At 30.1% G+C, this 22,100-nt stretch carries 23 protein-coding genes; 14 read left to right on the top strand and 9 right to left on the bottom strand.

Annotated features, from left to right (window positions below):
• From ispE to argS, 9 genes are read right to left on the bottom strand one after another with little or no spacing between them, the layout of a single operon-like run.
• Positions 1–864, bottom strand: coding sequence for a 4-(cytidine 5'-diphospho)-2-C-methyl-D-erythritol kinase (gene ispE / locus NZ841_05520; protein ID MCS7202216.1), 864 nt, complete (start codon positions 862–864; stop codon positions 1–3).
• Positions 836–1,690 (bottom strand): 16S rRNA (adenine(1518)-N(6)/adenine(1519)-N(6))-dimethyltransferase RsmA, encoded by an 855-nt coding sequence (rsmA, locus tag NZ841_05525; GenBank protein MCS7202217.1) that lies wholly within the window; start codon positions 1,688–1,690, stop codon positions 836–838. Before rsmA ends, ispE begins: the two co-directional genes overlap by 29 nt.
• 1 nt (position 1,691) lies before the next feature.
• Positions 1,692–2,537, bottom strand: a complete 846-nt coding sequence (locus NZ841_05530; protein MCS7202218.1) for a 3D domain-containing protein — start codon at positions 2,535–2,537, stop codon at positions 1,692–1,694.
• Positions 2,534–3,751 carry a tyrosine--tRNA ligase gene (tyrS, locus tag NZ841_05535; protein MCS7202219.1) on the bottom strand — a complete coding sequence of 406 codons (1,218 nt, stop codon included), beginning with the start codon at positions 3,749–3,751 and terminating at the stop codon, positions 2,534–2,536. Before tyrS ends, NZ841_05530 begins: the two co-directional genes overlap by 4 nt.
• Positions 3,748–4,233 carry a QueT transporter family protein gene (locus NZ841_05540; GenBank protein ID MCS7202220.1) on the bottom strand — a complete coding sequence of 162 codons (486 nt, stop codon included), beginning with the start codon at positions 4,231–4,233 and terminating at the stop codon, positions 3,748–3,750. The genes tyrS and NZ841_05540 overlap by 4 nt, the downstream gene beginning before the upstream one ends.
• Entirely contained in the window at positions 4,215–4,583 is a 369-nt protein-coding gene (locus tag NZ841_05545) for a hypothetical protein (GenBank protein ID MCS7202221.1), read from the bottom strand. The genes NZ841_05540 and NZ841_05545 overlap by 19 nt, the downstream gene beginning before the upstream one ends.
• A 9-nt stretch (positions 4,584–4,592) precedes the next feature.
• Entirely contained in the window at positions 4,593–5,144 is a 552-nt protein-coding gene (locus NZ841_05550) for an HDIG domain-containing protein (protein MCS7202222.1), read from the bottom strand.
• Positions 5,145–5,156: 12 nt separating this feature from the next.
• Positions 5,157–5,795: an MBL fold metallo-hydrolase gene (locus NZ841_05555; GenBank protein ID MCS7202223.1), complete on the bottom strand. Its 639-nt coding sequence runs from the start codon at positions 5,793–5,795 to the stop codon at positions 5,157–5,159.
• Between the two features lie 15 nt (positions 5,796–5,810).
• A complete protein-coding gene (gene argS / locus NZ841_05560) occupies positions 5,811–7,463 on the bottom strand; it encodes an arginine--tRNA ligase (GenBank protein ID MCS7202224.1) in 1,653 nt (550 codons plus the stop codon).
• A 119-nt stretch (positions 7,464–7,582) separates the two neighbouring features.
• Between argS and uvrC the strand changes: the two genes are divergently transcribed.
• From uvrC to NZ841_05630, 14 genes are all read left to right on the top strand, one after another.
• Positions 7,583–9,376 (top strand): excinuclease ABC subunit UvrC, encoded by a 1,794-nt coding sequence (uvrC, locus tag NZ841_05565; GenBank protein MCS7202225.1) that lies wholly within the window; start codon positions 7,583–7,585, stop codon positions 9,374–9,376.
• Between the two features lie 70 nt (positions 9,377–9,446).
• Positions 9,447–10,334: a pyridoxal 5'-phosphate synthase lyase subunit PdxS gene (gene pdxS, locus NZ841_05570; GenBank protein ID MCS7202226.1), complete on the top strand. Its 888-nt coding sequence runs from the start codon at positions 9,447–9,449 to the stop codon at positions 10,332–10,334.
• 5 nt (positions 10,335–10,339) lie between these two features.
• Positions 10,340–10,909: a pyridoxal 5'-phosphate synthase glutaminase subunit PdxT gene (gene pdxT, locus NZ841_05575; GenBank protein ID MCS7202227.1), complete on the top strand. Its 570-nt coding sequence runs from the start codon at positions 10,340–10,342 to the stop codon at positions 10,907–10,909.
• A gap of 2 nt (positions 10,910–10,911) precedes the next feature.
• Entirely contained in the window at positions 10,912–11,370 is a 459-nt protein-coding gene (locus NZ841_05580; protein MCS7202228.1) for a UvrB/UvrC motif-containing protein, read from the top strand.
• Positions 11,371–11,372: 2 nt separating this feature from the next.
• On the top strand, positions 11,373–12,416 hold the full coding sequence (locus NZ841_05585; GenBank protein MCS7202229.1) for a hypothetical protein: 1,044 nt from the start codon (positions 11,373–11,375) through the stop codon (positions 12,414–12,416).
• A gap of 31 nt (positions 12,417–12,447) precedes the next feature.
• Positions 12,448–14,895, top strand: a complete 2,448-nt coding sequence (locus NZ841_05590; protein MCS7202230.1) for an ATP-dependent Clp protease ATP-binding subunit — start codon at positions 12,448–12,450, stop codon at positions 14,893–14,895.
• Positions 14,896–14,910: 15 nt separating this feature from the next.
• On the top strand, positions 14,911–16,275 hold the full coding sequence (radA, locus tag NZ841_05595) for a DNA repair protein RadA (protein MCS7202231.1): 1,365 nt from the start codon (positions 14,911–14,913) through the stop codon (positions 16,273–16,275).
• The gene (disA, locus tag NZ841_05600) at positions 16,263–17,321 is read left to right on the top strand and encodes a DNA integrity scanning diadenylate cyclase DisA (GenBank protein MCS7202232.1); all 1,059 of its coding nucleotides are present in this window, start codon (positions 16,263–16,265) and stop codon (positions 17,319–17,321) included. Before radA ends, disA begins: the two co-directional genes overlap by 13 nt.
• A 48-nt stretch (positions 17,322–17,369) precedes the next feature.
• Positions 17,370–18,179, top strand: a complete 810-nt coding sequence (locus NZ841_05605) for a PIN domain-containing protein (GenBank protein ID MCS7202233.1) — start codon at positions 17,370–17,372, stop codon at positions 18,177–18,179.
• A complete protein-coding gene (gene ispD, locus NZ841_05610) occupies positions 18,169–18,858 on the top strand; it encodes a 2-C-methyl-D-erythritol 4-phosphate cytidylyltransferase (GenBank protein MCS7202234.1) in 690 nt (229 codons plus the stop codon). The genes NZ841_05605 and ispD overlap by 11 nt, the downstream gene beginning before the upstream one ends.
• Positions 18,828–19,334 carry a 2-C-methyl-D-erythritol 2,4-cyclodiphosphate synthase gene (gene ispF / locus NZ841_05615; GenBank protein ID MCS7202235.1) on the top strand — a complete coding sequence of 169 codons (507 nt, stop codon included), beginning with the start codon at positions 18,828–18,830 and terminating at the stop codon, positions 19,332–19,334. Before ispD ends, ispF begins: the two co-directional genes overlap by 31 nt.
• Positions 19,324–20,046, top strand: a complete 723-nt coding sequence (gene rlmB, locus NZ841_05620; protein ID MCS7202236.1) for a 23S rRNA (guanosine(2251)-2'-O)-methyltransferase RlmB — start codon at positions 19,324–19,326, stop codon at positions 20,044–20,046. The genes ispF and rlmB overlap by 11 nt, the downstream gene beginning before the upstream one ends.
• Positions 20,043–20,933, top strand: coding sequence for a site-specific tyrosine recombinase XerD (gene xerD / locus NZ841_05625; protein ID MCS7202237.1), 891 nt, complete (start codon positions 20,043–20,045; stop codon positions 20,931–20,933). Before rlmB ends, xerD begins: the two co-directional genes overlap by 4 nt.
• The gene (locus NZ841_05630) at positions 20,930–22,099 is read left to right on the top strand and encodes a phosphopentomutase (GenBank protein MCS7202238.1); all 1,170 of its coding nucleotides are present in this window, start codon (positions 20,930–20,932) and stop codon (positions 22,097–22,099) included. Before xerD ends, NZ841_05630 begins: the two co-directional genes overlap by 4 nt.
• Position 22,100: the final 1 nt, after the last annotated feature.

Raw genomic sequence — 22,100 nt, forward strand, 5'->3', positions numbered from 1 at the left:
TTACCTCAGAATTAAAAATCCTTTGTTAGTAAATCCACATATTCTTATTTTACATCCTTTTATATAAGAAGAAATTTTTTCTTTTGCTATATTTAAATCCTTTTTGTTTTCAAATAAAGCAAAAATACTTGAGCCTGTTCCTGTTAGAGAAACATATGGTGTAAATTCTAATAACTTTTCTTTTATATCTTTTAATAAAGGATAGATTTTAAAAACAATATTTTCAAAAAAATTATAAGGTGTTGATATTTTATTATCTTTAACTTTTTTTATAACATAATCCCAATCTAAGTGGCACCCTAATATTTTCGGATCAATCTGAGAATATATATGTTTTGTATTAATTCCAAATGGGGGAGTAATCAAAAGAACAAGATAATTAGATAGATTTGGAAGTTTTGTTACTTTTTCACCCTTTCCCTCTACTAAGGAGGTTCCACCATATAAAAAAAAGGGAATATCAGAACCTAAGTTTATAGCAATATTAGAAAGTTCTTCTCTCTTAAGCCCTGCCTTTGATAAAAAATTTAGAGCAAATAGGATACTACAAGCATTAGAGCTTCCTCCTCCTAAGCCTCCTTGAATTGGAATTCTCTTTAAGTGATAAACATATAAACCTATTTTTATTTCCGTTTTTTCAATAAAACTCTTATAAGCTTTATATATTAGATTCTCTTCTAAAGGAATGGAAGAATAATTAGACTTTAGTATAAAATAAGGGTAGGGTAAAGGATTTACCAATAAAAAATCCGAGAGATCAATATTTTGTAAAATTATTTTTACATTATGGTAATTATCTGGTCTTTTATCTATTACATCGAGGAATAAAGTAATTTTAGCATAGGAGTAAATTTTTAGCATCATATTCTAAAAGATAATTACTTAAATCAATATATTTTTCTAAGGGAAGATTTTCTGCTCGCTCTTTAAGATCTATATTTAATTTTTTAAAAAACTCTTCTAAGGGATAGGAAGGAAATTCCCTCTTTAAATTATTTAAAAGAAATTTTCTTCTATATTTAAAAGCAGATCTTATAACTTTAAAAAATATCTCTTTATTCTTAATTTTATCAAGACTGGGGGAATATTTGAATTTTAATAAGAGAGAATCTACTTCTGGAATAGGAAAAAAGAAATGGGAAGGTACAGGGCAAATTATTTCTACTTTATAAGTCAATTGCAATAAAAGAGATAAGGGACTGAATCTTTTATTTCCTGGTTTTGATATAAGTCTTTCTGCCATTTCCTTTTGAAGCATAAGTATCATTAAGTCCGCATAAGGACCCTTCTTTAAGTATTCACCAAGAAAGCTTCCTGATAGATAATAAGGTAAATTTCCAAAAATTTTAAAAGGCTTTTCAATGATAGAATCTATATTTATCTTTAATATATCGTCTATTATTATCTCTACATTGTTAAACTCTTTTGTAAACTCTTTTAAAATTTTTTCAAATCTTTTGTCAATTTCTACAGCGATAACTCTTTTAGAATATTTTGCTAATTCAATGGTTAAAGTTCCAATCCCCGCACCGATTTCTAAAACCAAATCTTCCTTTCCTAATTCTCCATGCTCTATAATTTTTTCTACAATATTTCTATTAATTAAAAAATTTTGCCCTAAACTTTTTTTTAAATAAATTTTATTCTTGCTAAGAATTGAAATTAATATTTCCTTATTTGTTAGATCCATTTCAACCAATTCTTTCTAAAATATAAACTGTTATTTTTCTTCTTCCAAAATTTATAACTTCTCTTCTTGTAGGAAAGAGCAAATCAATCCTATATCTTTTAATTGCTCCTCCTGTGTCTCCTGCAATAGCAAATCCATATTTAGGAATATATAAAGGTGTTCTTAAGGGAATATATCTTGGATCTACTGCAACAACTCCTCTTACTGCTCTCCATCCAAGAGCAGTTATATCATCTACACCATTTCCTTCCCATGGATGATAGGCTGTTGCAGTTAAAATTAAAGTTTTCTTCAATCTAAAGGTTGCAGAGGAAAGTTTAAGATTTTTTAATATGGGAGATGTTATTTCATAAATTGTAGGTTTTTTTTCAACTATTACTTTTCTATTTAATAAGGTTTTTCTTGATAGCCTATCATTTATATATAATATTTTCCATTCTTCTTCTATTTTTCCTTCTCTTCCTATCTGTATTTTTCTTTCTTTATAATCCTTGCCGTAATAGACTTTAAAAATAATGTCAGGTTTTTCTGTAATATAACTTTTGACTTTTTTTTCCTCGATTCTATCAATTCGGATTGTTTTAAGATAGGGAGTAATAGGACTTCTTGCATGAGGAGTTATTCTATCCTTTTTATTTATCTTTATATTATTCTCTTTAATAACTTCCCATACAAAATTTGCTTTAGTTTTTATTTTTTTTATTTTCTTGTTTCCATCTATTATTGTTATTTCTTGTGGAGATTTAATTAATCTCGCTGGATTAAAATAAAAATCACTAATTACTCCGTTCGTATTTCCTATCAACAAGTTAATGGTTAAAATAATAAAAAGAATATTTTTTCTCATTTTGGTATCACCTTTTTGAAAAAGTGTTTTCCAACTCTTAAAACTATAGGTCTTTCAATAGTTAATTCTAAATTAGAATCTAAAATTCTTTCCCCATCAATTTCCACTGCTCCTTGAGATATTAATCTTCTTGCCTCACTATTACTTTTTACAGCACCTATAACATTTAGAAGTTTTACAATCCAAATTTTTTTCTCATCTAATATATATTCCTCTATTTCCTCAGGCAATCCTTTTTGTCGAAATACTCTATTGAACTCTTCTTCTGCTTCTATACTTTTTTCTTCCCCATGATATATTCTTACAATCTCTCTTGCTAATCTTGCTTTTGCATCTCGAGGATGAATAGTACCGTTTTTTAAACCTTTTTCTATTCTCTCTATTTCATTCTTAGGTAAATCTGTTGCTAACTGGAAATACCTAATTAATAGTTCATCAGGAATAGACATTATTTTACCGTACATATTATTAGGAGATTCTGTAATTCCTACGTAGTTTCCAAGACTTTTACTCATTTTTTGTTTTCCATCGAGTCCTTCTAATATGGGCATAAGCATAGCAACTTGTGGTTCTTGACCAAATTCTTTTTGAATCTCCCGTCCAACTAATAGGTTAAATTTTTGATCTGTTCCTCCTAATTCAATATCTGCTTTTATGGCAACAGAGTCATAGGCTTGTAGTAATGGATATAAAACTTCATGAAGAAATATGGGCTTATTTTCTTTAAATCTAAGAGAAAAGTCATCTCTTTCAAGAATTCTTGCAATGGTGTATTTAGAAAGAAGATTTATTACATCTTCTAATTTCATATTTCCAAACCATTCTTCTTGATATCTAATTTCTGCTTTTGATATATCTAAAATCTTTCCAACTTGTTCTTGATATGTTAGAGCATTTCTTTTAACTTGTTCTGGAGACAAAGACTTCCTTGTTTCGGATCTTCCCGATGGGTCTCCTATTCTTGCAGTGAAGTCGCCAATTATAAAAATTACCTGATGCCCTAACTCCTGAAATTGTCTCATCTTTCTTAATACTACTGCATGCCCTAAATGTAAATCAGGTGCTGAAGGATCTGCTCCTAACTTTACTCTTAGAGGTCTTCCCTCTTTTCTTGCTTTTTTAATTTTTTCTTCCAATCCATCCTCTGGAATTATTTCCACAGTATTATCCATTAATATAGAGAGTTCTTCTTCGATACTTAAATTTTTAGTCATCTTTTCACTCCCATTCCAAAGAATTTTTCTTTAATAGATGGATTCCTTTGTATATAGAGTAAAATAGGAAGACCAATTAAATAAGTCACTACTGCTTCTCCGATAGCAATATAGAGAACGTTTAATAAATAAGGAAGTTTAAAAAATAAATGAAGATATAGACTTACTCCTAGAGCATTTACTATAATAGGCGGAAGGGGAGCAAGATATATTCTTGGCATTTTATAGGTTAAATATCCTGCAATTAAGGTGAAAAGACTTCCAAAGATGACATCAATCCAGCCTGCAGGGCTAAAGAAATTTGCTATAAAACATCCTATAAATAATCCTGGAATTGCTAAAGGATCTATAAAAGGAAATACTGTAAGAAATTCTGAAATTCTAAATTGTATGGGACCATAGCTTATCGTACTAAATATTAGAGTTAAAACAACATATATAGTTGCATATATTGTTATTCTTGTTAAAATTTTTGGAGACAAAGGGTCACCTCCTTTTGAATCTTTTTCAATTTTCTTCTTATAGATTTATTTTTCAAAGAAGCTGCAATTAAAAGTAAATTCATTTCCTCCACTTGAAAAGGAATTATAATAATCTTTTCTGAATTTCCATTTAAGGATAATTCTTGAATTTTATCATTTTTTAGAGAACTTTCAAATAAATTCTTACTTTCTTTATAAATTATAGATATAAAAGCTCCTAATATTTCTGAAAGATTATCTTCTAAACTACTTTTTAAAACTAACCCCTCAGAAGAAGTAAGAATTAAAAAGGAAAGGTTTTCTTCTTTACATTTATTTGAAAAATCATATTCTAATAGGCTGGAACTCATATTAACCCCCTATAACTCTAATTCTCTTGCAATACTTTTCATCGCGGACAATCCTATACTTATAAACTCTTCTAGATTTAATCCAAGTTCTTCACAAGATTTTATCTGTTCTCTATTTGCTCCTCTTGCAAAACTTTTTTCTTTAAATTTTTTTAATATGAATTCAGTATTAAGAGGTTCCAATTTCTTCTCAGGATGGACCAAAGCAGAAGCCACAATTAATCCTGTAAGAGGATCAACAGCGTATAAAGCTTTTGCTAATAGAGTATTTCTAGGATATCCATGAATCTCATTATGAGCTTTTATTGCTTCTATCATCTCCATGGGAAGATCATAGGATTTTAATATATCTTCAGACAAAAGGCTATGTTTTTCTGGTTCTTTTTCTGTTAATTCATAATCAATGTCATGAAGAAGACCTGTTAATCCCCAAAGCTCTTCGTCTTCTTTAAGATGATTTGCAAGAGCTTTCATTATGGCTTCTGTAGCTAACATATGTTTAATTAAATTAGTGCTTTTTATGTATTTTTTTACTAAACTTAGTGCTTCTTCTCTTGTCATACTCCTCCTCCATTAATAGGGTAAAATCCATACTTCAGTAGATTGAGGTAAATTTTCTTTATTAACCTCAATTTCCTTATCAGTTAGTTTTTTAATAGGATATTTTATGATCGAAAGAAAATTTTCTAAAGGAGCTAAATCAAACTTTAAATTAGCAGTCTTATAATGCATTGGAATTACAATTTTAGGATTAACTTTTTCTATAATTTCTATGGCCTGCTTAGCATCGATAGTATATACTCCTCCAACTGGAACACAAAGTACATCTATTTCTCCTAATTTTTCTACGTCTTCCTTTGTTAAAATATGTCCTAAATCTCCAAGATGGGCAATTTTTATTCCATCTATTGTGAAAACAAAAATTCGATTTTCTCCTCTTTTAGAACCTAAAGATTCATCATGATATGAACTGATGCTTTTTATTTTTATTCCTAATTCTTCTCTATCTACGATTTCTTTTAAAGTTATAAATTTACCTTTTAAAAGATTCACTGCATTATGGTCAAAATGTTCATGACTTGTAGTAACAATATTAGGTTCCACATCAGGAATAGGATATCCTACTGAAATATCAAAGGGATCTGTTAAAACTTTTATTCCCTCCTTATTTGTAAGTAAAAAACAGGCATGTCCATACCATCTTATTTTCATTTCTTTCCCCTCCCTCTACATTTTTTCGGGTGAAGAGATTCCTAATATCTTTAATCCATCATTAATAATAATTCTAACACAGTCTACTAGGTTAAGTCTTGCTAAGGTTAATTCTTTATCTTGAGATAATACTCTGCAAGAGTCATAAAAGGCATGAAAAGCTGTAGCAAGATCTAAGAGATAATGAGGTAAAAGATGGATTTCTAAAGTTCTTGCAATATCTCTTAATTTGTCAGGATATCTCATTAATAAGATTAAAAGTTCTTTTTCTTTTTTATTTTTTAATAAACTCAAATCCGCAAAATCTAAATTTCTTAAGTCTATTCCCCTTTCTTCTGCTTGTTTTAAAATACTACAACATCGTGCATGAGCATATTGGACATAATAAACTGGATTATCATTTGCTTGTTTTTTTGCTAATTCAATATCAAAATCTAGTTGACTATCTGCACTTCTTAATAAGAAGAAAAATCGAATAGGATCTTTACCTACTTCCTCTTGAACTTCTTCTAAAGTTATAAAGTCTCCTGTTCTTTTTGAAATCTTAACTTCCTCTTTTCCTCGAAGAAGTCTTACCATTTGAACTAAGATTACATCTAAAATTTGGGGTGAATATCCAAGAGCTTGTAAAGAGGATTTCATTCTTTGTACATGAGCATGATGATCTGCTCCCCAGACATCTATTATCCAATCAAATCCTCTCTCAATTTTGTTTAGATGATAGGCAATATCTGCTAAAAAATAAGTAGGAGAACCATCTCTTTTTATTAAAACCCTATCGCTTTCATCACCAAACTTTGTCGAAGAGAACCAAATAGCAGAATCTTTTTTGTAAATATATCCATTTTTATCAAGAATTTCTAAGACTTCTTTTAATTTTCCTTCTTTATGTAGACTTTTTTCACTAAACCAGCAGTCATACTCTACCCCGAAATTTTGTAATGTTTTTTTAATATTTTCTAACATTTTTCTTAGAGCATATTCTTTAAAAAACTCTTTTTTTTCTTTTTCATTCATTGCATTAATTTTATCTTTCTCTCTTAAAAGTTCATAAGCTAAGTCTTTAAGATATTCACCTTTATATCCATCTTTTGGAAATTCATAATCTATTCCCTGAATCTCTAAGTATCTTGCATATAGAGACTCTCCTAAAAGATCTATTTGATTTCCTGCATCATTTATGTAAAATTCTTTTTCTGCGTACCATCCTATTCTTCTAAAAAGATTTGCAAGAGAATCTCCAATCACTACTCCTCTTGCATGAGCAATGTGCATCGGTCCTGTAGGATTTATACTTCCAAACTCTACTTGTATTTTTTTGCGAGTATTAGGAGTCTTTACGAAGTTTTCTAAATCCTTTCTGATATAATACATAACCTCTGTTAATATCTTATGAGAAACAAAGAAGTTAATAAAACCTGGCCCTGCTATTTCTACCTTCTCAAAAATGTTCTTTACTGTAAGCTTATCAATTAATCGATAGGCTATTTCTAAAGGAGGTTTTTGATTTTTTTGTGCTAGTAACAAAGGAATAGGAGTGGCATAATCTCCATATTCTTTTTGTTTTGGTACTTCAACTATTAACTCAATACCATTAATATTTAGACCCTCACTCTCTAAGTTTTTAAGAGCGTCTTTTAAGATCTCTATAATTTTTTCTCTTACCATTTTTTTACCTCTTTTTTTTAATAATGCTTAAATTATATCTAAAATATACTCCAGAATTCTATCTAAGGCAATAATAAAACATTGACTTTATATCTTCATAACTATAAAATCTTATTAAAATGAAGGAAGAAATTTTAAAAAGTAATTTATATGAAAAAGCAAGTTTATTTCCTGATGCATCGGGAGTATATATCTTTAAGGATGCACAAGGGAAAATTATTTATGTTGGAAAATCTAAATCTTTGAGGAAAAGAATTCTCTCTTATTTCAAAGAAAGCTCTCCTAAAAGTCTCCTTCTTCTCAAGAAAGCTCAGGATTTAGATTACATAATAACAGATTCTGAGACAGAAGCTTTCATATTAGAAGCAATCCTTATAAAAAAATACCGACCAATATATAATGTTCAATTAAGAGATGATAAACAGTATCCTATATTAAAACTAACATTAAATGAACCCTTTCCTCGTTTAATAATGGTAAGAAGAATTGAAAATGACTCTGCGAAGTATTTTGGTCCTTTTCCTCAGTCAGGTACTGTAAGAGAAACTATTTCCTTAGTTAAAAAAATTTTTAATCTCAGAAGTTGTTCGTGGGATTTACCTAAAAAAGCACCTAAGAGGCCTTGTATATATTACGATCTTAAAAGGTGTTATGCTCCTTGTCAAGGATATATTTCTCAGGAAGAGTATAAGAAAATTGTTGATGAGGTTATTTTATTCTTAGAAGGTAAGTATCAAAGACTCATAGATAATCTAACAGAAAAAATGAATTCTGCAGTCTCAAATTTAGAATTTGAAAAAGCAATAAAGTATAGAGATCAAATAAAATATCTCCAAAATCTTTGGGAAAAACAGAAGATTGTTACCTTTAACAAAGAGGATAAGGATCTTATTCAAATTTATATTGAAGAAGAATCTGCTAAGGTTCTTGTTTATTTGATAAGAGAGGGAAAATTAATAGAAAAAAGGATAAATACTCTGAAGATACCTTTAGAGTATGAAAAAAAGGAAATAATATTGAGTTTTTTAACGCAGTATTATTCCCAAAGAGAAGTTCCTGATGTTGTAATTGTTCCCTTAGATTTAGGGGAAGATAAAGAAGAAATAGAAAAGTTTCTGTCCAAAAAAAGAAAAAATAAGGTTTCTATTAGAGAACCTATTGGAGAGGAAATAGAACTGTTAGAAATGGCACTTAAAGATTTAAGTATTCTTGGGATAAAAAGGGATAAAATATGGAATGAGCTATTTGAGCTCCAGAAGTTATTTAATCTAGAGAGTATTCCACTTTGGATTGAAGGATATGATATATCAAATATACAAGGTAAAGAAGCAGTAGGTTCTCGAGTAGTTTTTTATAAAGGCTTACCTTATAAAGAAAAATATAGGAGATATAAAATTAAAATAACAAATGAAGAACCAAATGACTTTTTGATGCTTCAGGAAGTAATAGAAAGAAGACTTAAAGATACTAAAGATGAAATTTCAGATATTATTCTGATAGATGGAGGAAGAGGACAGCTTAATGCAGTCTTAGAAGTATTTGAAAGACTAAATATAAAACCAAAGTTCTTAATAGCTCTAGCAAAAAGAGAGGAAGAAATCTATATTCCGAATAGAAAAGAATCTATTAAGTTGAATAAAGATTCTCCCGCTCTTCATATATTGCAAAGAGTAAGAGATGAAGCTCATAGATTTGCCTTAAATTATCATAGAACATTGAGAACAAAAAAATTATTAGAAAGTAAATCTTTGGAAATTAAGGGATTAGGAGAAAAAAGATGGAGAATTTTAATGGAAAAATTTCAGTCCTTAGATAAAATGAAAAAAGCCCCAAAAGAGGAATTTCTAAACATAAATGGAATTCCTAAGAGTTTAGGAGAAAGGATTTATCAATATTTACATGATCAACATTAAAAAATTTTTTGACAAAATTAATCAAAAGGAGTATATGATGTATAATCTAATTTGGAAAGGAGGTTAAGTCATGGAAGTTATAGTAGGAAATGAAAAAGTAAAAAGAGGACTTGCTCAAATGTTAAAAGGAGGAGTAATAATGGATGTTACTAACGCAGAACAAGCAGAGATAGCTGAATCTGCTGGAGCTGTCGCCGTTATGGCTTTAGAGAGAGTTCCTGCAGACATAAGAGCTCAAGGTGGGGTAGCTCGTATGGCAGATCCCAAAAAAATAAAAGAAATTATGTCTGCAGTTAGTATTCCTGTAATGGCTAAGGTAAGAATTGGCCACTTTGTAGAAGCTCAAATTTTAGAAGCTCTTGGTGTTGATTTTATAGATGAGAGTGAAGTTTTAACTCCTGCTGATGAAAAGTATCATATTAATAAACATTTATTTAAAGTCCCTTTTGTTTGTGGAGCGAGAGATTTAGGTGAGGCTTTAAGAAGAATTGCAGAGGGTGCTGCAATGATTAGAACAAAGGGAGAAGCAGGAACAGGAAACGTAGTTGAGGCAGTAAGACATATGAGACAAATTATGGACGAAATAAGATCTTTAGCTCTTATTCCTGAAGAGGAATTGGTTACTAAAGCAAAAGAATTAGGAGCGCCTCTAGATGTCTTAATAGAAACAAAGAAATTAGGAAGACTTCCTGTGGTTAATTTTGCAGCTGGTGGTATTGCAACTCCTGCTGATGCTGCATTGATGATGCATCTTGGTGCTGATGGGGTTTTTGTTGGTTCTGGTATATTTAAATCTAAGGATCCAAAAAAGAGAGCAAGAGCAATAGTCTTAGCTGTAACATATTATAATGATCCTGAAATTCTTGCAGAGATATCTGAAGATTTAGGAGAACCTATGCATGGAATTGATGTTAGACAACTTTCCGAAAAAGAATTACTACAAATAAGAGGTTGGTAAGAATTATGAAGATCGGAATTTTAGCTCTTCAAGGTTCAGTAGAAGAACATAAGAACAGCTTAGAAAAATTAGGTATAGAAAATATATTAGTGAAGAAAGCAAAAGATTTAGATATTATTGATGGATTAATATTGCCAGGTGGAGAAAGTACTACTTTTGTACACATATTGAAAAATATGGAGATTTTTGAATATCTTAAGGAAAAAATTAAAAAAGGACTTCCGGTTCTTTCTACTTGTGCTGGTTTGATAATTCTTGCAAAACGAATTGAGAATCATCCTGATCAAAATTCTCTAAATATCTTGGATATTACAGTTTCTCGTAATGCTTATGGGCGTCAAAGGGAAAGCTTTATAACATATCTATCTATTCCAATATTAGGAGATGAACCTTTTGAAGCAGTCTTTATCAGAGCTCCAAAGATAGTTAAAGTTGGAGAGAAAGTTAAAGTTCATGCAGTTTTTCAGGAAAATCCTGTTTTTATTGAAGAGGAAAATGTTCTTGGACTTACTTTTCATCCTGAATTAACTAATGATTTAAGAGTTCATAAATATTTTCTTAGTAAAATTGGATAAAAATGTTTTGTCAAAATTGTGGTAAGAACCCTATTGAATTGATTATAGAAATAACGGATGGTGATAAAAGAGAAAAATTATCACTTTGTCGGCATTGTTTCAAGGATTATTATAAAAAATTTTTAAAAGATGCTTTTAAAGATTTATTACAAATTATAGAAGAGAAATTCTTTAAAGACAATGATTATTGTTTATACTGTGGAAGAAGTTGGAAAGAAATTGAGGAAAGTAAAGAGGTAGGATGTGTAAATTGTTATAAGATTTTTAGAGAAAGATTAAATGGGATTTTAGAAAAGATTTTTGGAAAGAAAAAATATAAAGGAAAAGCTCCAAAGTTATCAGGAGAAAAAAGGATGGAGATTTTAAAGAATAAGATATTACTCTCAAAAGCAATCGAAGAAGAAAATTATGAAAAAGCAGCAGAGATTAGAGATTATTTGAAAAAACTAAGAAAGGGTTGAAAATGAATGAGATAATATTTAAATATCTTGGATGGCTTAGAGAGAATAATCAATATAGAGATATTTTTGTGAGGACAAAAATCCGCCTAATAAGAAATGTGGCGGATTTTCCTTTTCCTAAGCAAGCAAATAATATTAAAAAGAAAGTTTTTCTAAATAGAATAGAATGGTTACTTAAAAATAGTGATGTTTTTGACGGATTTAATCTAATTTCTTTTGATAAGACTTCTTCAAAGATTAAATATTTATTTTTAGAAAAGGGCTTTCTTAATAAAGATCTTAAAGAGGATGGAAGAGGTATATTAGTTAATAAAAAAGGAGATCTTAGTATATTAATAAATGAAGATGATCATTTTCAATTGCAAAAACTCAGCTCTGGTTTTGAATTTGAAACCTCTTTTAATCAACTTTTTGAATTAGAAGACAAACTTTCAGAATACTTTAATTTTGCTTTTGATTCCCAGATAGGTTATCTTACATCTTATCTAGAAAATCTTGGATTTGGAATAAGAATAAATTTCTGGGTTCATCTACCTGGACTATTCCAGGAAGACGAGATTTCTAAATTAGTAAAATCTTTTAGATCCTCGAGGGTACAAGTGAAAGAGGTTTATAAAGAAGAAGATTATCCTATTGGAAATGTATTTGAGATTACTATAAACGAAGGTTTATCTACAAAAGAGCGACTTACTTCAAAAGTAAATAAGATTGTAGAAAAATTAGTAACTAAGGAGAAAGAAGCAAGAAATAATTTGTTAAGAGAAAGAAAAATTATTATTGAAGATACTGTTTATAAATCTCTAGGGCTTATAAATTATAGTAAACTTTTAAGTTTCAGAGGAGCGTGGGAATTATTATTTAATCTAAGATTAGGATCTTCATTGAATATTATATCTATTCCTTTAAAATTGATAGACGTTCTTTTAATTTTTATTCAGCCAAATCATATTCAAATAAGATATGACAAAGAGTTAAGTTCTCCAGAAATGGAAATTTTAAGAGCAAATTTATTGCGTGATGTTTTCAAAAGTTATAAAATATCATAGGGAAGTGTATTGAGGAGGTGTATCTTATATGATGGATAAACTAACGCAAAGAGCATATAGGGTGCTATTGTTAGCACAAGAGGAAGCACGACGTTTGAACTATTCCACTGTTGGAACAGAGCATATTCTATTGGGACTAATTCGCGAAGAAGGGGGAGTTGCTGCTCAGGCTCTTATTAACTTGGGTTTAGATCTTAACTATCTAAGATCAGAAATTGAACGTCTAATTGGCCGTGGAGATGGAACCTCTTATGGTGCACTTCCCTTTACTTCTCGCGCTAAAAAAGTCTTAGAATATGCATCAGAATCTGCTCAGGAACTAAATCATAATTATATTGGAACAGAACATCTTCTTTTAGGGCTTTTAAAAGAAGGAGAAGGAGTTGCTGCACATGTATTAGAAGGAATGGGTGTAAGACTAGAAGATGTGACTATCGAAATTCTAAAAATTCTAGGGGAACCTATCGAACCTCACAGATTGAGAAATAGATCCCTTTCCACATCTCGTAAGAGAAGACCTATCACTGCAACTTTAGATGAGTTTGGAAGGGATCTTACCCAATTAGCAAGACAAGGAAAATTGGATCCTATAATCGGTAGAGAGAAAGAATTAGAGAGAATAATACAAATTCTTAGTAGAAGAACTAAGAATAATCCTGTACTTATAGGAGAGCCCGGTGTAGGAAAAACTGCAATTGTAGAAGGATTAGCCCAAAAAATTGTTATGAATGAAGTTCCTGATGTACTTTTAAACAAAAGAATTATTGCTCTTGACATGGGAACAATAATTGCCGGAACAAAATATAGAGGTGAGTTTGAAGAAAGAATGCAAAGAATTATTGAAGAAGTAAAAATGTCGAAAGACATTATTCTATTTATAGATGAAATACATACATTAGTTGGCGCAGGAGCTGCGGAGGGAGCTGTAGATGCAGCAAATATTTTAAAACCTTCGCTTGCAAAAGGAGAAATTCAACTTATAGGAGCTACTACTCCTACCGAATATAGAAAATACATTGAAAAAGATGGTGCCTTAGAAAGAAGATTTCAACCTGTAAGGGTAATGGAACCTACATATGATGAAACCATTCAAATTCTTAAAGGGTTAAGAGAAAGATATGAGAACTTTCATCATGTTAGAATTCCTGACGAGACTATAGAAGAGGCTGTTAAACTTTCAGTGAGATATATTAATGATCGTTTTCTCCCTGATAAGGCTATTGATATCATAGATGAAGCATCTGCAAGGGTAAGACTTACAAGACCAAAGTCTTCTGCTCATAGTAATTTGGAAAGAGAATTAGAAAGGATAAGAGAACAGAAGGAAATTGCTATAAGAAATCAGAATTTTGAAAAAGCAGCTCAGTTGAGAGATGAAGAGAGAAAATTAGAAGAATATATTAGAGGCTTTTTAAATTCCTCAACCATATCCGAGAGAGTGGTAACCCCAGAAGACGTAGCACAAGTTGTGTCTGCCTGGACAGGAATACCTGTGGCTCAGTTGTTAATTGAAGAAAGAGAAAGACTCTTAAGAATGGAAGAAGAATTGCATAAAAGAATTATAGCTCAAGATGAAGCTGTAAAAGTAGTATCTAAGGCAATAAGAAGATCTCGTTCAGGAATTAAAGATCCAAAAAGACCTATAGGAGTATTTTTATTTCTTGGTCCTACAGGTGTTGGAAAAACAGAATTAGCAAGAGCTTTAGCAGAGTATCTCTTTGGAAATGAAAATGCTCTCATAAGATTAGACATGTCTGAATATATGGAAAAACATAGTGTATCAAGATTAATAGGTGCTCCTCCAGGATACGTAGGATATGAAGAAGGAGGACAATTGACAGAAAAAGTCCACAGAAGACCCTATTCAGTAGTACTTTTTGATGAGATAGAAAAGGCTCATTCAGATATCTTTAATGTATTATTGCAAATTATGGATGATGGACAATTAACGGATGGTCACGGAAGAAAAGTTGACTTTAAAAATACTATCTTAATAATGACTTCTAACTTTGGAGCAGAATACTTTAAACAGGAATCTACTCTTGGTTTTGCATCAAAGGAAGATAGGGAGAAGTCATTTGAAAAGACAAAGAATCTTATAATGAGTGAATTGAAGAAATATTTCCGTCCTGAATTTTTAAACCGTTTAGATGAAATTGTATTTTTCCATCCATTATCAAGGGATGATCTAAGAAATATTGTAGATCTACTTCTTAAACCTGTTGCAGGAAGATTATTAGAGAAAAAGATTATTCTTGAAATAGATGAAGAAGTTAAAAACTTCTTAGTAGATAAGGGATATGATCCTTTCTATGGTGCAAGACCTTTAAAGAGAACTATTCAAAACTATGTGGAAGATCCCTTAGCAGAACTTCTTCTTGAGGGAAAATTTAAAGAAGGAGATACAATAAGAGCTGAATTAAATAAAGAAAAGAATAAAATAGAATTTAAGAAAGGATCCTTGGTAGCTAACAGATGAAAAAATGAGAATTGAATGGTGAAATTAAAGATAAAGTATATTTGTCAAGTATGTGGATATGAATCTATAGGATGGCTAGGACGATGCCCTAATTGTAATACTTTCGGATCTTTAATTGAAATTAAAAAAGAAGAAAATATAATAACTGATGAAATAAAAAAAGATATAAAAACCTTTTTAATTGATGAAATAGTTTCTGAAGAAAATAAAAGATTAAAAAGTGGATTAAAAGAATTTGATGATCTCTTAGGGGGAGGTATAGTTCCTGGTTCTTTAATTCTTTTAGCAGGAGAACCTGGTATTGGAAAATCAACTTTACTTCTTCAATTAGCTTTTTCTTTAGAGGAGAGAGGATTTCCTGTTTTATATGTTTCAGCAGAAGAGTCTTTATCTCAAATAAAATTTAGAGCAGAAAGAATATCAAATACTATTCCTTCAGTAAAGTTTCTTCCTGAGAATCAATTGGAAAATATCTTAGAAGTATTAAAATCTAATAATTTTTCAGTAGTTATAATAGATTCAATTCAAACAATTTATTCTAGCAATATTTCTACTTCACCAGGAGGAGTTGTACAAGTAAGAGAATGTACTATAAATCTTATGAACTTTGCTAAAAGCACTGATACTGCAATTTTTATTGTAGGGCATATTACTAAAGAAGGAGATATAGCTGGTCCTAAAACTTTAGAACATTTAGTAGATGTAGTGTTATACTTAGAAGGGGATAGGTATCAAGAATTAAGAATCTTGAGAGCCATAAAAAATAGATTTGGTCCTACAAACGATCTTGCTCTTTATGAAATGAGAGATTCAGGACTTAAAGAAATTTTAGATATATCAAAAAAACTTTTAGAGGAAAGAAGTAAGAATATTTCTGGTTCTTTGGTGGTTCCAATTATAGAAGGAGCAAAGCCAATATTAGTTGAAATTCAATCTTTAATAAGTAGAAGTAATACTACTTTTCCAAGAAGGATTAGTATTGGCATTGATATAAACAAATTAGCTTTAATTCTTGCTATTCTTGAAAAAAAATTAAACTTAAAATTACAAGACAAAGATGTATTTTTTAATGTAGTTGGGGGAATAAAAATTAATGAGCCTGCAGTAGATTTAGGAGTTGCTTTTTCTATATTCTCTTCATATTATGATATTATATTTCCTGAAGATATGGTTGTAATCGGGGAATTGGGGTTAGGAGGAGAGGTTCGAGCGGTGGGAAATATTGAAAAAAGATTAAAAGAAGCCCAAAAATTAGGATTTAAAAAAGTAATTCTTCCTAAAACTAAACTAGAAAAGACTTTTGATAGTCTTATATTATTTCCTATCTCAAATCTTCATGAAGGAATAAAAATTGTTTGGGGGAATAAATGGCTGAGCTAAAGAAATTTGCTATTGGTGCTATTAAAACTGTTGCTCCTGGAACCCAATTGAGAGAGGCTTTAGAACAAATATTAAAAGCTAAGACAGGAGCTCTTATAGTTATTGGTGATTTAGAAAAGATTAGACCATTAATGAATGGGGGTTTTCCTTTAGATATTGATTTTTCCCCTAATAAACTTTATGAACTTTCAAAGATGGATGGAGCTATTATTTTAAGTAAAGATTGTAAAAAAATTCTTTTCGCAAATGTTATTCTTCTTCCAGATTCTAATATTCCGTCCCAAGAGACAGGGGCAAGACATGCAACTGCAGAAAGAGTAGCGCGACAAACAGGACAATTAGTTATTAGTGTATCCCAAAGAAAAGATACTATTACTCTTTATCAAAATGACTGGAAATACATATTAAGAGATGTAGAAGAAATTTTAGCAAAAGCAACACAAGCTCTACAGACTTTAGAAAGATATAGAAGTGTATATGATGAATTTCTTCAGAGATTAAACGCTTTAGAGATAGAAAATCAAGTTACTCTTTTAGAAGTTCTTTTATTCTTGCATAGAATGGGAATGCTTTTAGCTATAGGAAAAGAGGTAGAAAATTATCTTATTGAATTAGGCTCAGAAGGAAGATTAATAGAACTTCAGCTTGAGACTTTGTTAGCAGGAGTTTCTGAAGAAGGACTTTTAACAGTAAGAGACTATTCAAGAATTAATGAAGATTATGAGAATGTTTATAAAAATCTTTTAAATAACTTTAAAGGAGATTTTCAAAGTTTTTCTATAATTGCTGGAGAAATAATGGGTTATACAAAAAAGGAAATTGAATTAAATATTACTGTTGTTCCACGAGGATATAGACTTTTAAGTAGATTATCTTTTATTCCTAATAATATTATGGAAAATCTTGTAAAACATTTTGGTGTTTTGCCGCGAATTCTTGAAAGTTCTGTAGAAGATCTTGATAATATTGAGGGAATAGGGGAGGTGAGAGCAAAAAGGATTAAAGAAGGTTTAATAAGACTTCGAAAATCTGCTTTAATCATTTAATTTTTGTTTATATTCCTTTTATATATTTTTTTGGAGGAATGATTTTTTATGAAAAAAGAAGTGAAGTTATTATTAGCAACAAATGTTTTTCCTTTTTTAGGTTTAGTTATTATATCTTTATGGAGCATATTTGGGGGAAATAAGAATGTGTCCTTATATTTAACACTATTTTTTTTCTTCCTTTTTGTTTTAGGTTTTTATCTTTTTTACATTAAAAGGGGAATTTTGTCTGATATTTTTAATTTTCCATCGGTAAAGATTTTAGATACCAGTGTGATTATTGATGGAAGAATTGTAGATATTTTGAAAACTAATTTTATAGAGGGTAAGATTGTAATTCCTCGTTTTGTACTAAAAGAATTGCAACAATTAGCGGATTCTTCAGAGTCTCTAAAAAAGAACAGAGGAAGATATGGCTTAGATAATTTAAGTAAGATAAGAAAAGAATTAGAGGATCAAGTAGTAATTATGGAGAAAGATTTTGCTAATATTCATAGTGTGGATTCAAAACTTGTAAAACTTGCAAAGATGTTAAATGGAAAAATAGTCACAAATGATTATGGATTAAACAAATTAGCAAAAATAGAAGGAATAACTGTTTTAAATATAAACGAATTGGCTAATGCTCTAAAACCTATTTATTTACCAGGAGAAGAATTACAGTTAAGTATACTTAAAGAAGGAAAAGAAGTAGGACAAGGGGTAGGATATTTAGAAGATGGAACTATGGTTGTGGTTGAGAATGGAAGAAAATATATTGGTTTTACTGTGAAAGTTGTAGTAACAAGTGTTTTCCAAACTGCTGCAGGAAGGATAATTTTTGCAAAAATAAAAGAGGAAAAGAAACTTGGACAATAAAATTTTAGGAATTCTTTTAGCGGCAGGAAGAGGTGAGAGATTTGGAAAGGAAGATAAGCTTCTCCAAGATTTAATGGGGAAGCCAGTTATATATTATTCTCTTCAAATTTTAGAAAAAACTGATGAAATTGATGAGATTGTAGTAGTAAGTAATAAGGAAAAAATAGATGTATTAAAAAGACTTGTAAAAGAATGGAGCTTTAAAAAGATTAAAGATATAATAGAAGGAGGAAAAGAACGACAAGATTCTGTATATAATGCCTTAAAGCTCTTCCCTCTCTACGAGTATGTTCTAATTCACGATGGTGCAAGACCTTTAGTAACACAAAGATTATTAAAAAGAATTATTCATGAGGGAATAGAAAAAAAAGCAGTTGTTTCTGGTATTCCTGTTAAAGATACCATTAAGTTAATATCCTCTATGAAGGTAGAGAAAACTCTTCCTCGAGAGAAATTATGGCAGATTCAAACCCCTCAATTTTTTGAATATTCATTGATATTGAGAGCTCACGAAAAAGCAAGAAAGGACAATTTTTATGGGACCGATGATGGAATATTAGTAGAAAGATTGCCTTATCCTGTATATGTTGTTGAAGGAGAACCTTGGAATATAAAGATAACAACAAAGGAGGACTTAGATCTTGTTCGATGTTTAATGGAGAGAAAATTTTTAGAATAGGATTAGGTTATGATATTCATCCCTTCTCTGAAGGAAGAAAATTATTTTTAGGAGGCATAGAGATCCCCTATCAAAAGGGATTAAAAGGACATTCCGATGGGGATGTTCTCATTCATGCAATCATGGATGCTCTACTAGGAGCTATAGGTCTTCCTGATATTGGTTTTTTCTTTCCTAATAATGAAACATACAAAGACATAGAAAGTATACTTCTTTTGAAAGAAGTTTTAAAAATGGTTGAAGAGAGAGGATTCAAAATAGAAAATATTGATGTAGTAGTTATTGCGGAAGAACCTAAAATTCTTCCTTATAGAGAGAAGATTATTTCAAATTTGGCTTTTCATCTTTCTATCTATAAGGAAAACATAAATATAAAGGCAACTTCTAATGAAGGAATTGGTTTTATAGGAAAAAAAGAAGGTATAGCAGTTTTGGCGGTAGCTTTATTATCAAAGGAGAAAAAATATGCAGGATAAAATTTACGGAAGAAATACTGTTCTTGAAGCATTAAGGGGAAACATAAGTATTAACAAAATTTTTATTTACAAAAACATTCATAAAGATAAAAAAATTTTTGATATTTTAAATTTAGCAAGAGAAAAAGGAATTCCTGTTCAATATGTAGAAAAGGAATGGCTCAATCGAGAGAGCAATGGTAAATCTCAGGGAATTTTAGCTTATATTTCTCCAATAAAATATTATACCTGGGATGATATTTTAAAATCTTTAAACCTTTCAAAAGATTTCATTGTAGTTTTAGATCATGTTCAAGATCCTCAAAATTTAGGTTCAGCTATAAGAACATCAGAGTTTGGAGGGGCAAAAGCTCTTGTTATACCAAAAACAAGATCTGCTCAAATCTCTTCTGTAGTTTTTAAAGCATCCTCTGGAGCCTTAAGCTATTTACCTATAGTAAGGGTTTCTAATATCTCTCAGTTTCTTAAAAACTTAAAAGAACAAGGATGGTTTGTTGTCGGTGCTGATTTAGATACTGACTTGTTATATAATGAAATAAAATATAAATTTCCTTTGGCTCTAGTTATTGGAAGCGAAGGAGAGGGATTACATAGAGTAGTGAAACGAGAGTGTGATATATTAGTTAAGATTCCCAAATTTGGAAAAATAGATTCTCTTAATTTGTCTGTTGCTTTAGGGATATTAATTTATAAGATAAGGGAAAATCTATGAGAGAAATATTAGAAGATTTTCTATTCTATTTAAAATATGAGAGAAGTTTATCTTTAAACTCATTTATATCTTATAAAAAGGACATTTCTGACTTTATTGAATTTCTTGAAAGAAACAATATTAAGCTTGAAGACTTTAATAGAAAAATATGGCAAGATTATTTAGAAAATTTATATTCTAAATATAATCCAAAATCCATTTCTCGAAAAATCTCTGCAATTAGAACCTTTTTTAAATTTTTAACACGAGAAGAATACATAAAAAAGAATTATGCAAATCTTATTACTTTACCAAGAATACCTCAGTATCTACCTTCTTTCTTAGAAGAAAATGAAGTTTTGAATTTTTTAAGTCTTCCTGATCCTACAACGCCGTTAGGTAGAAGAAACCAGGCAATATTGGAAGTGTTATATGCAGGAGGTTTTAGAGTATCAGAACTTGTGAATCTAAATTTAGAAGATATAGATTTAAAAAAAGGCCTAATTAAGTGTTTAGGAAAAGGAGATAAAGAAAGGATTGTTCCCATTGGTGACTATGCAAGGGAAAGCTTAGAGAAATATTTATGCATAAGGATGTATTTTAAACCTAAAGAAGATGAAAAAGCATTGTTTTTAAATAAATTAGGTAAAAGAATAAGTAGGCAAGGAGTATGGTTAATCATTAAAAAATATGAAAAAATTTTAAATCTTCCTAAAAAAGTTTCTCCTCATACTTTTAGACATAGTTTTGCAACTCATCTTCTGTCTAATGGAGCGGATATAAGAATTGTTCAAGAACTTTTAGGTCATTCCAATATCTCTACCACACAAATTTATACTCACATAACATCAAATAGATTGCATGAAGTTTATAAAAAATTTCATCCATTATCCAGGAGAACGAAATGAAAAGGGTTATTCTAATAATATTAGATGGGGTAGGAATAGGAGAACTTCCTGATGCTTACAAGTATAATGATCAAGGAAGTAATACATTGGCAAATATTGCAAGTGTAATAGGGGGATTAAGTCTTCCAAATTTAGAGAGACTTGGTCTTTCAAATATCCATCCTATTCTTGGAATTAAGCCTCAAGAAAAGCCTCTTTCTTATTTTGGAAAGATGGCAGAAAAGTCTCCAGGGAAGGATACCACTACAGGTCACTGGGAAATTGCAGGTTTAATTCTAGATAAACCTTTTCCCACATATCCTAATGGTTTTCCAAAGGAAATTATAGAGAAATTTGAAAGAGAAATTGGAAGAAAAATTTTAGGAAATTATAAGGCTTCAGGAACCGAAATTATAGAAAGCTTAGGTGAAGAGCATATGAAAACTGGCTACCCAATAGTTTATACTTCTGCAGATAGCGTTTTTCAAATAGCAGCTCATGAAGATATTATTCCTATTGAAGAACTTTACAGAATGTGTGAAATTGCAAGGAATATATTACAAGGAGAACATGGAGTAGCAAGAGTAATAGCGAGACCATTTTTAGGAAAAAAAGGAAATTTTTATAGAACTCCAAGAAGAAGAGACTTTTCTTTACCACCTCCCAGAAAAACATTATTGGACTACTTAAAGGAAAAGGGAAAAGATGTTATTGGAATTGGGAAGATTGAAGATATTTTCGCAGGAAGAGGACTTACGTTAAGTCTACATAGTGATAATAATAAGGAAGGAATGGAGAATATTATAAAAGCTATGAAGATTTTAAAAGAAGGAATGATATTTGCAAATCTTGTTGATTTTGATATGGTTTATGGTCATAGAAATAATATAGAGGGATTTGCTAAAGCACTGGAAGAATTTGATGGATTTCTTCCACAAATAATGTCATTATTAAAAGATGAAGACATGTTAATAATTACTGCAGATCATGGATGTGATCCAACTACGGAAAGTACTGACCATTCTCGGGAATATGTACCTTTGTTAATATATTCTCCAGGTTTTTTAAAATCGGGTTTCTTAGGGATACAGTCTTCTTTTTCAAATCTCGGAAAGACTATTGCGGATTATTTCAAAATAGAGGAAAATGAATTAGATGGAGAAAGTTTTCTAAAAGAGTTAATATGAG

Origin of the sequence: Dictyoglomus sp. (assembly GCA_025060475.1) — a bacterium.
In the GTDB taxonomy this organism is placed as follows: Bacteria; Dictyoglomota; Dictyoglomia; order Dictyoglomales; family Dictyoglomaceae; genus NZ13-RE01.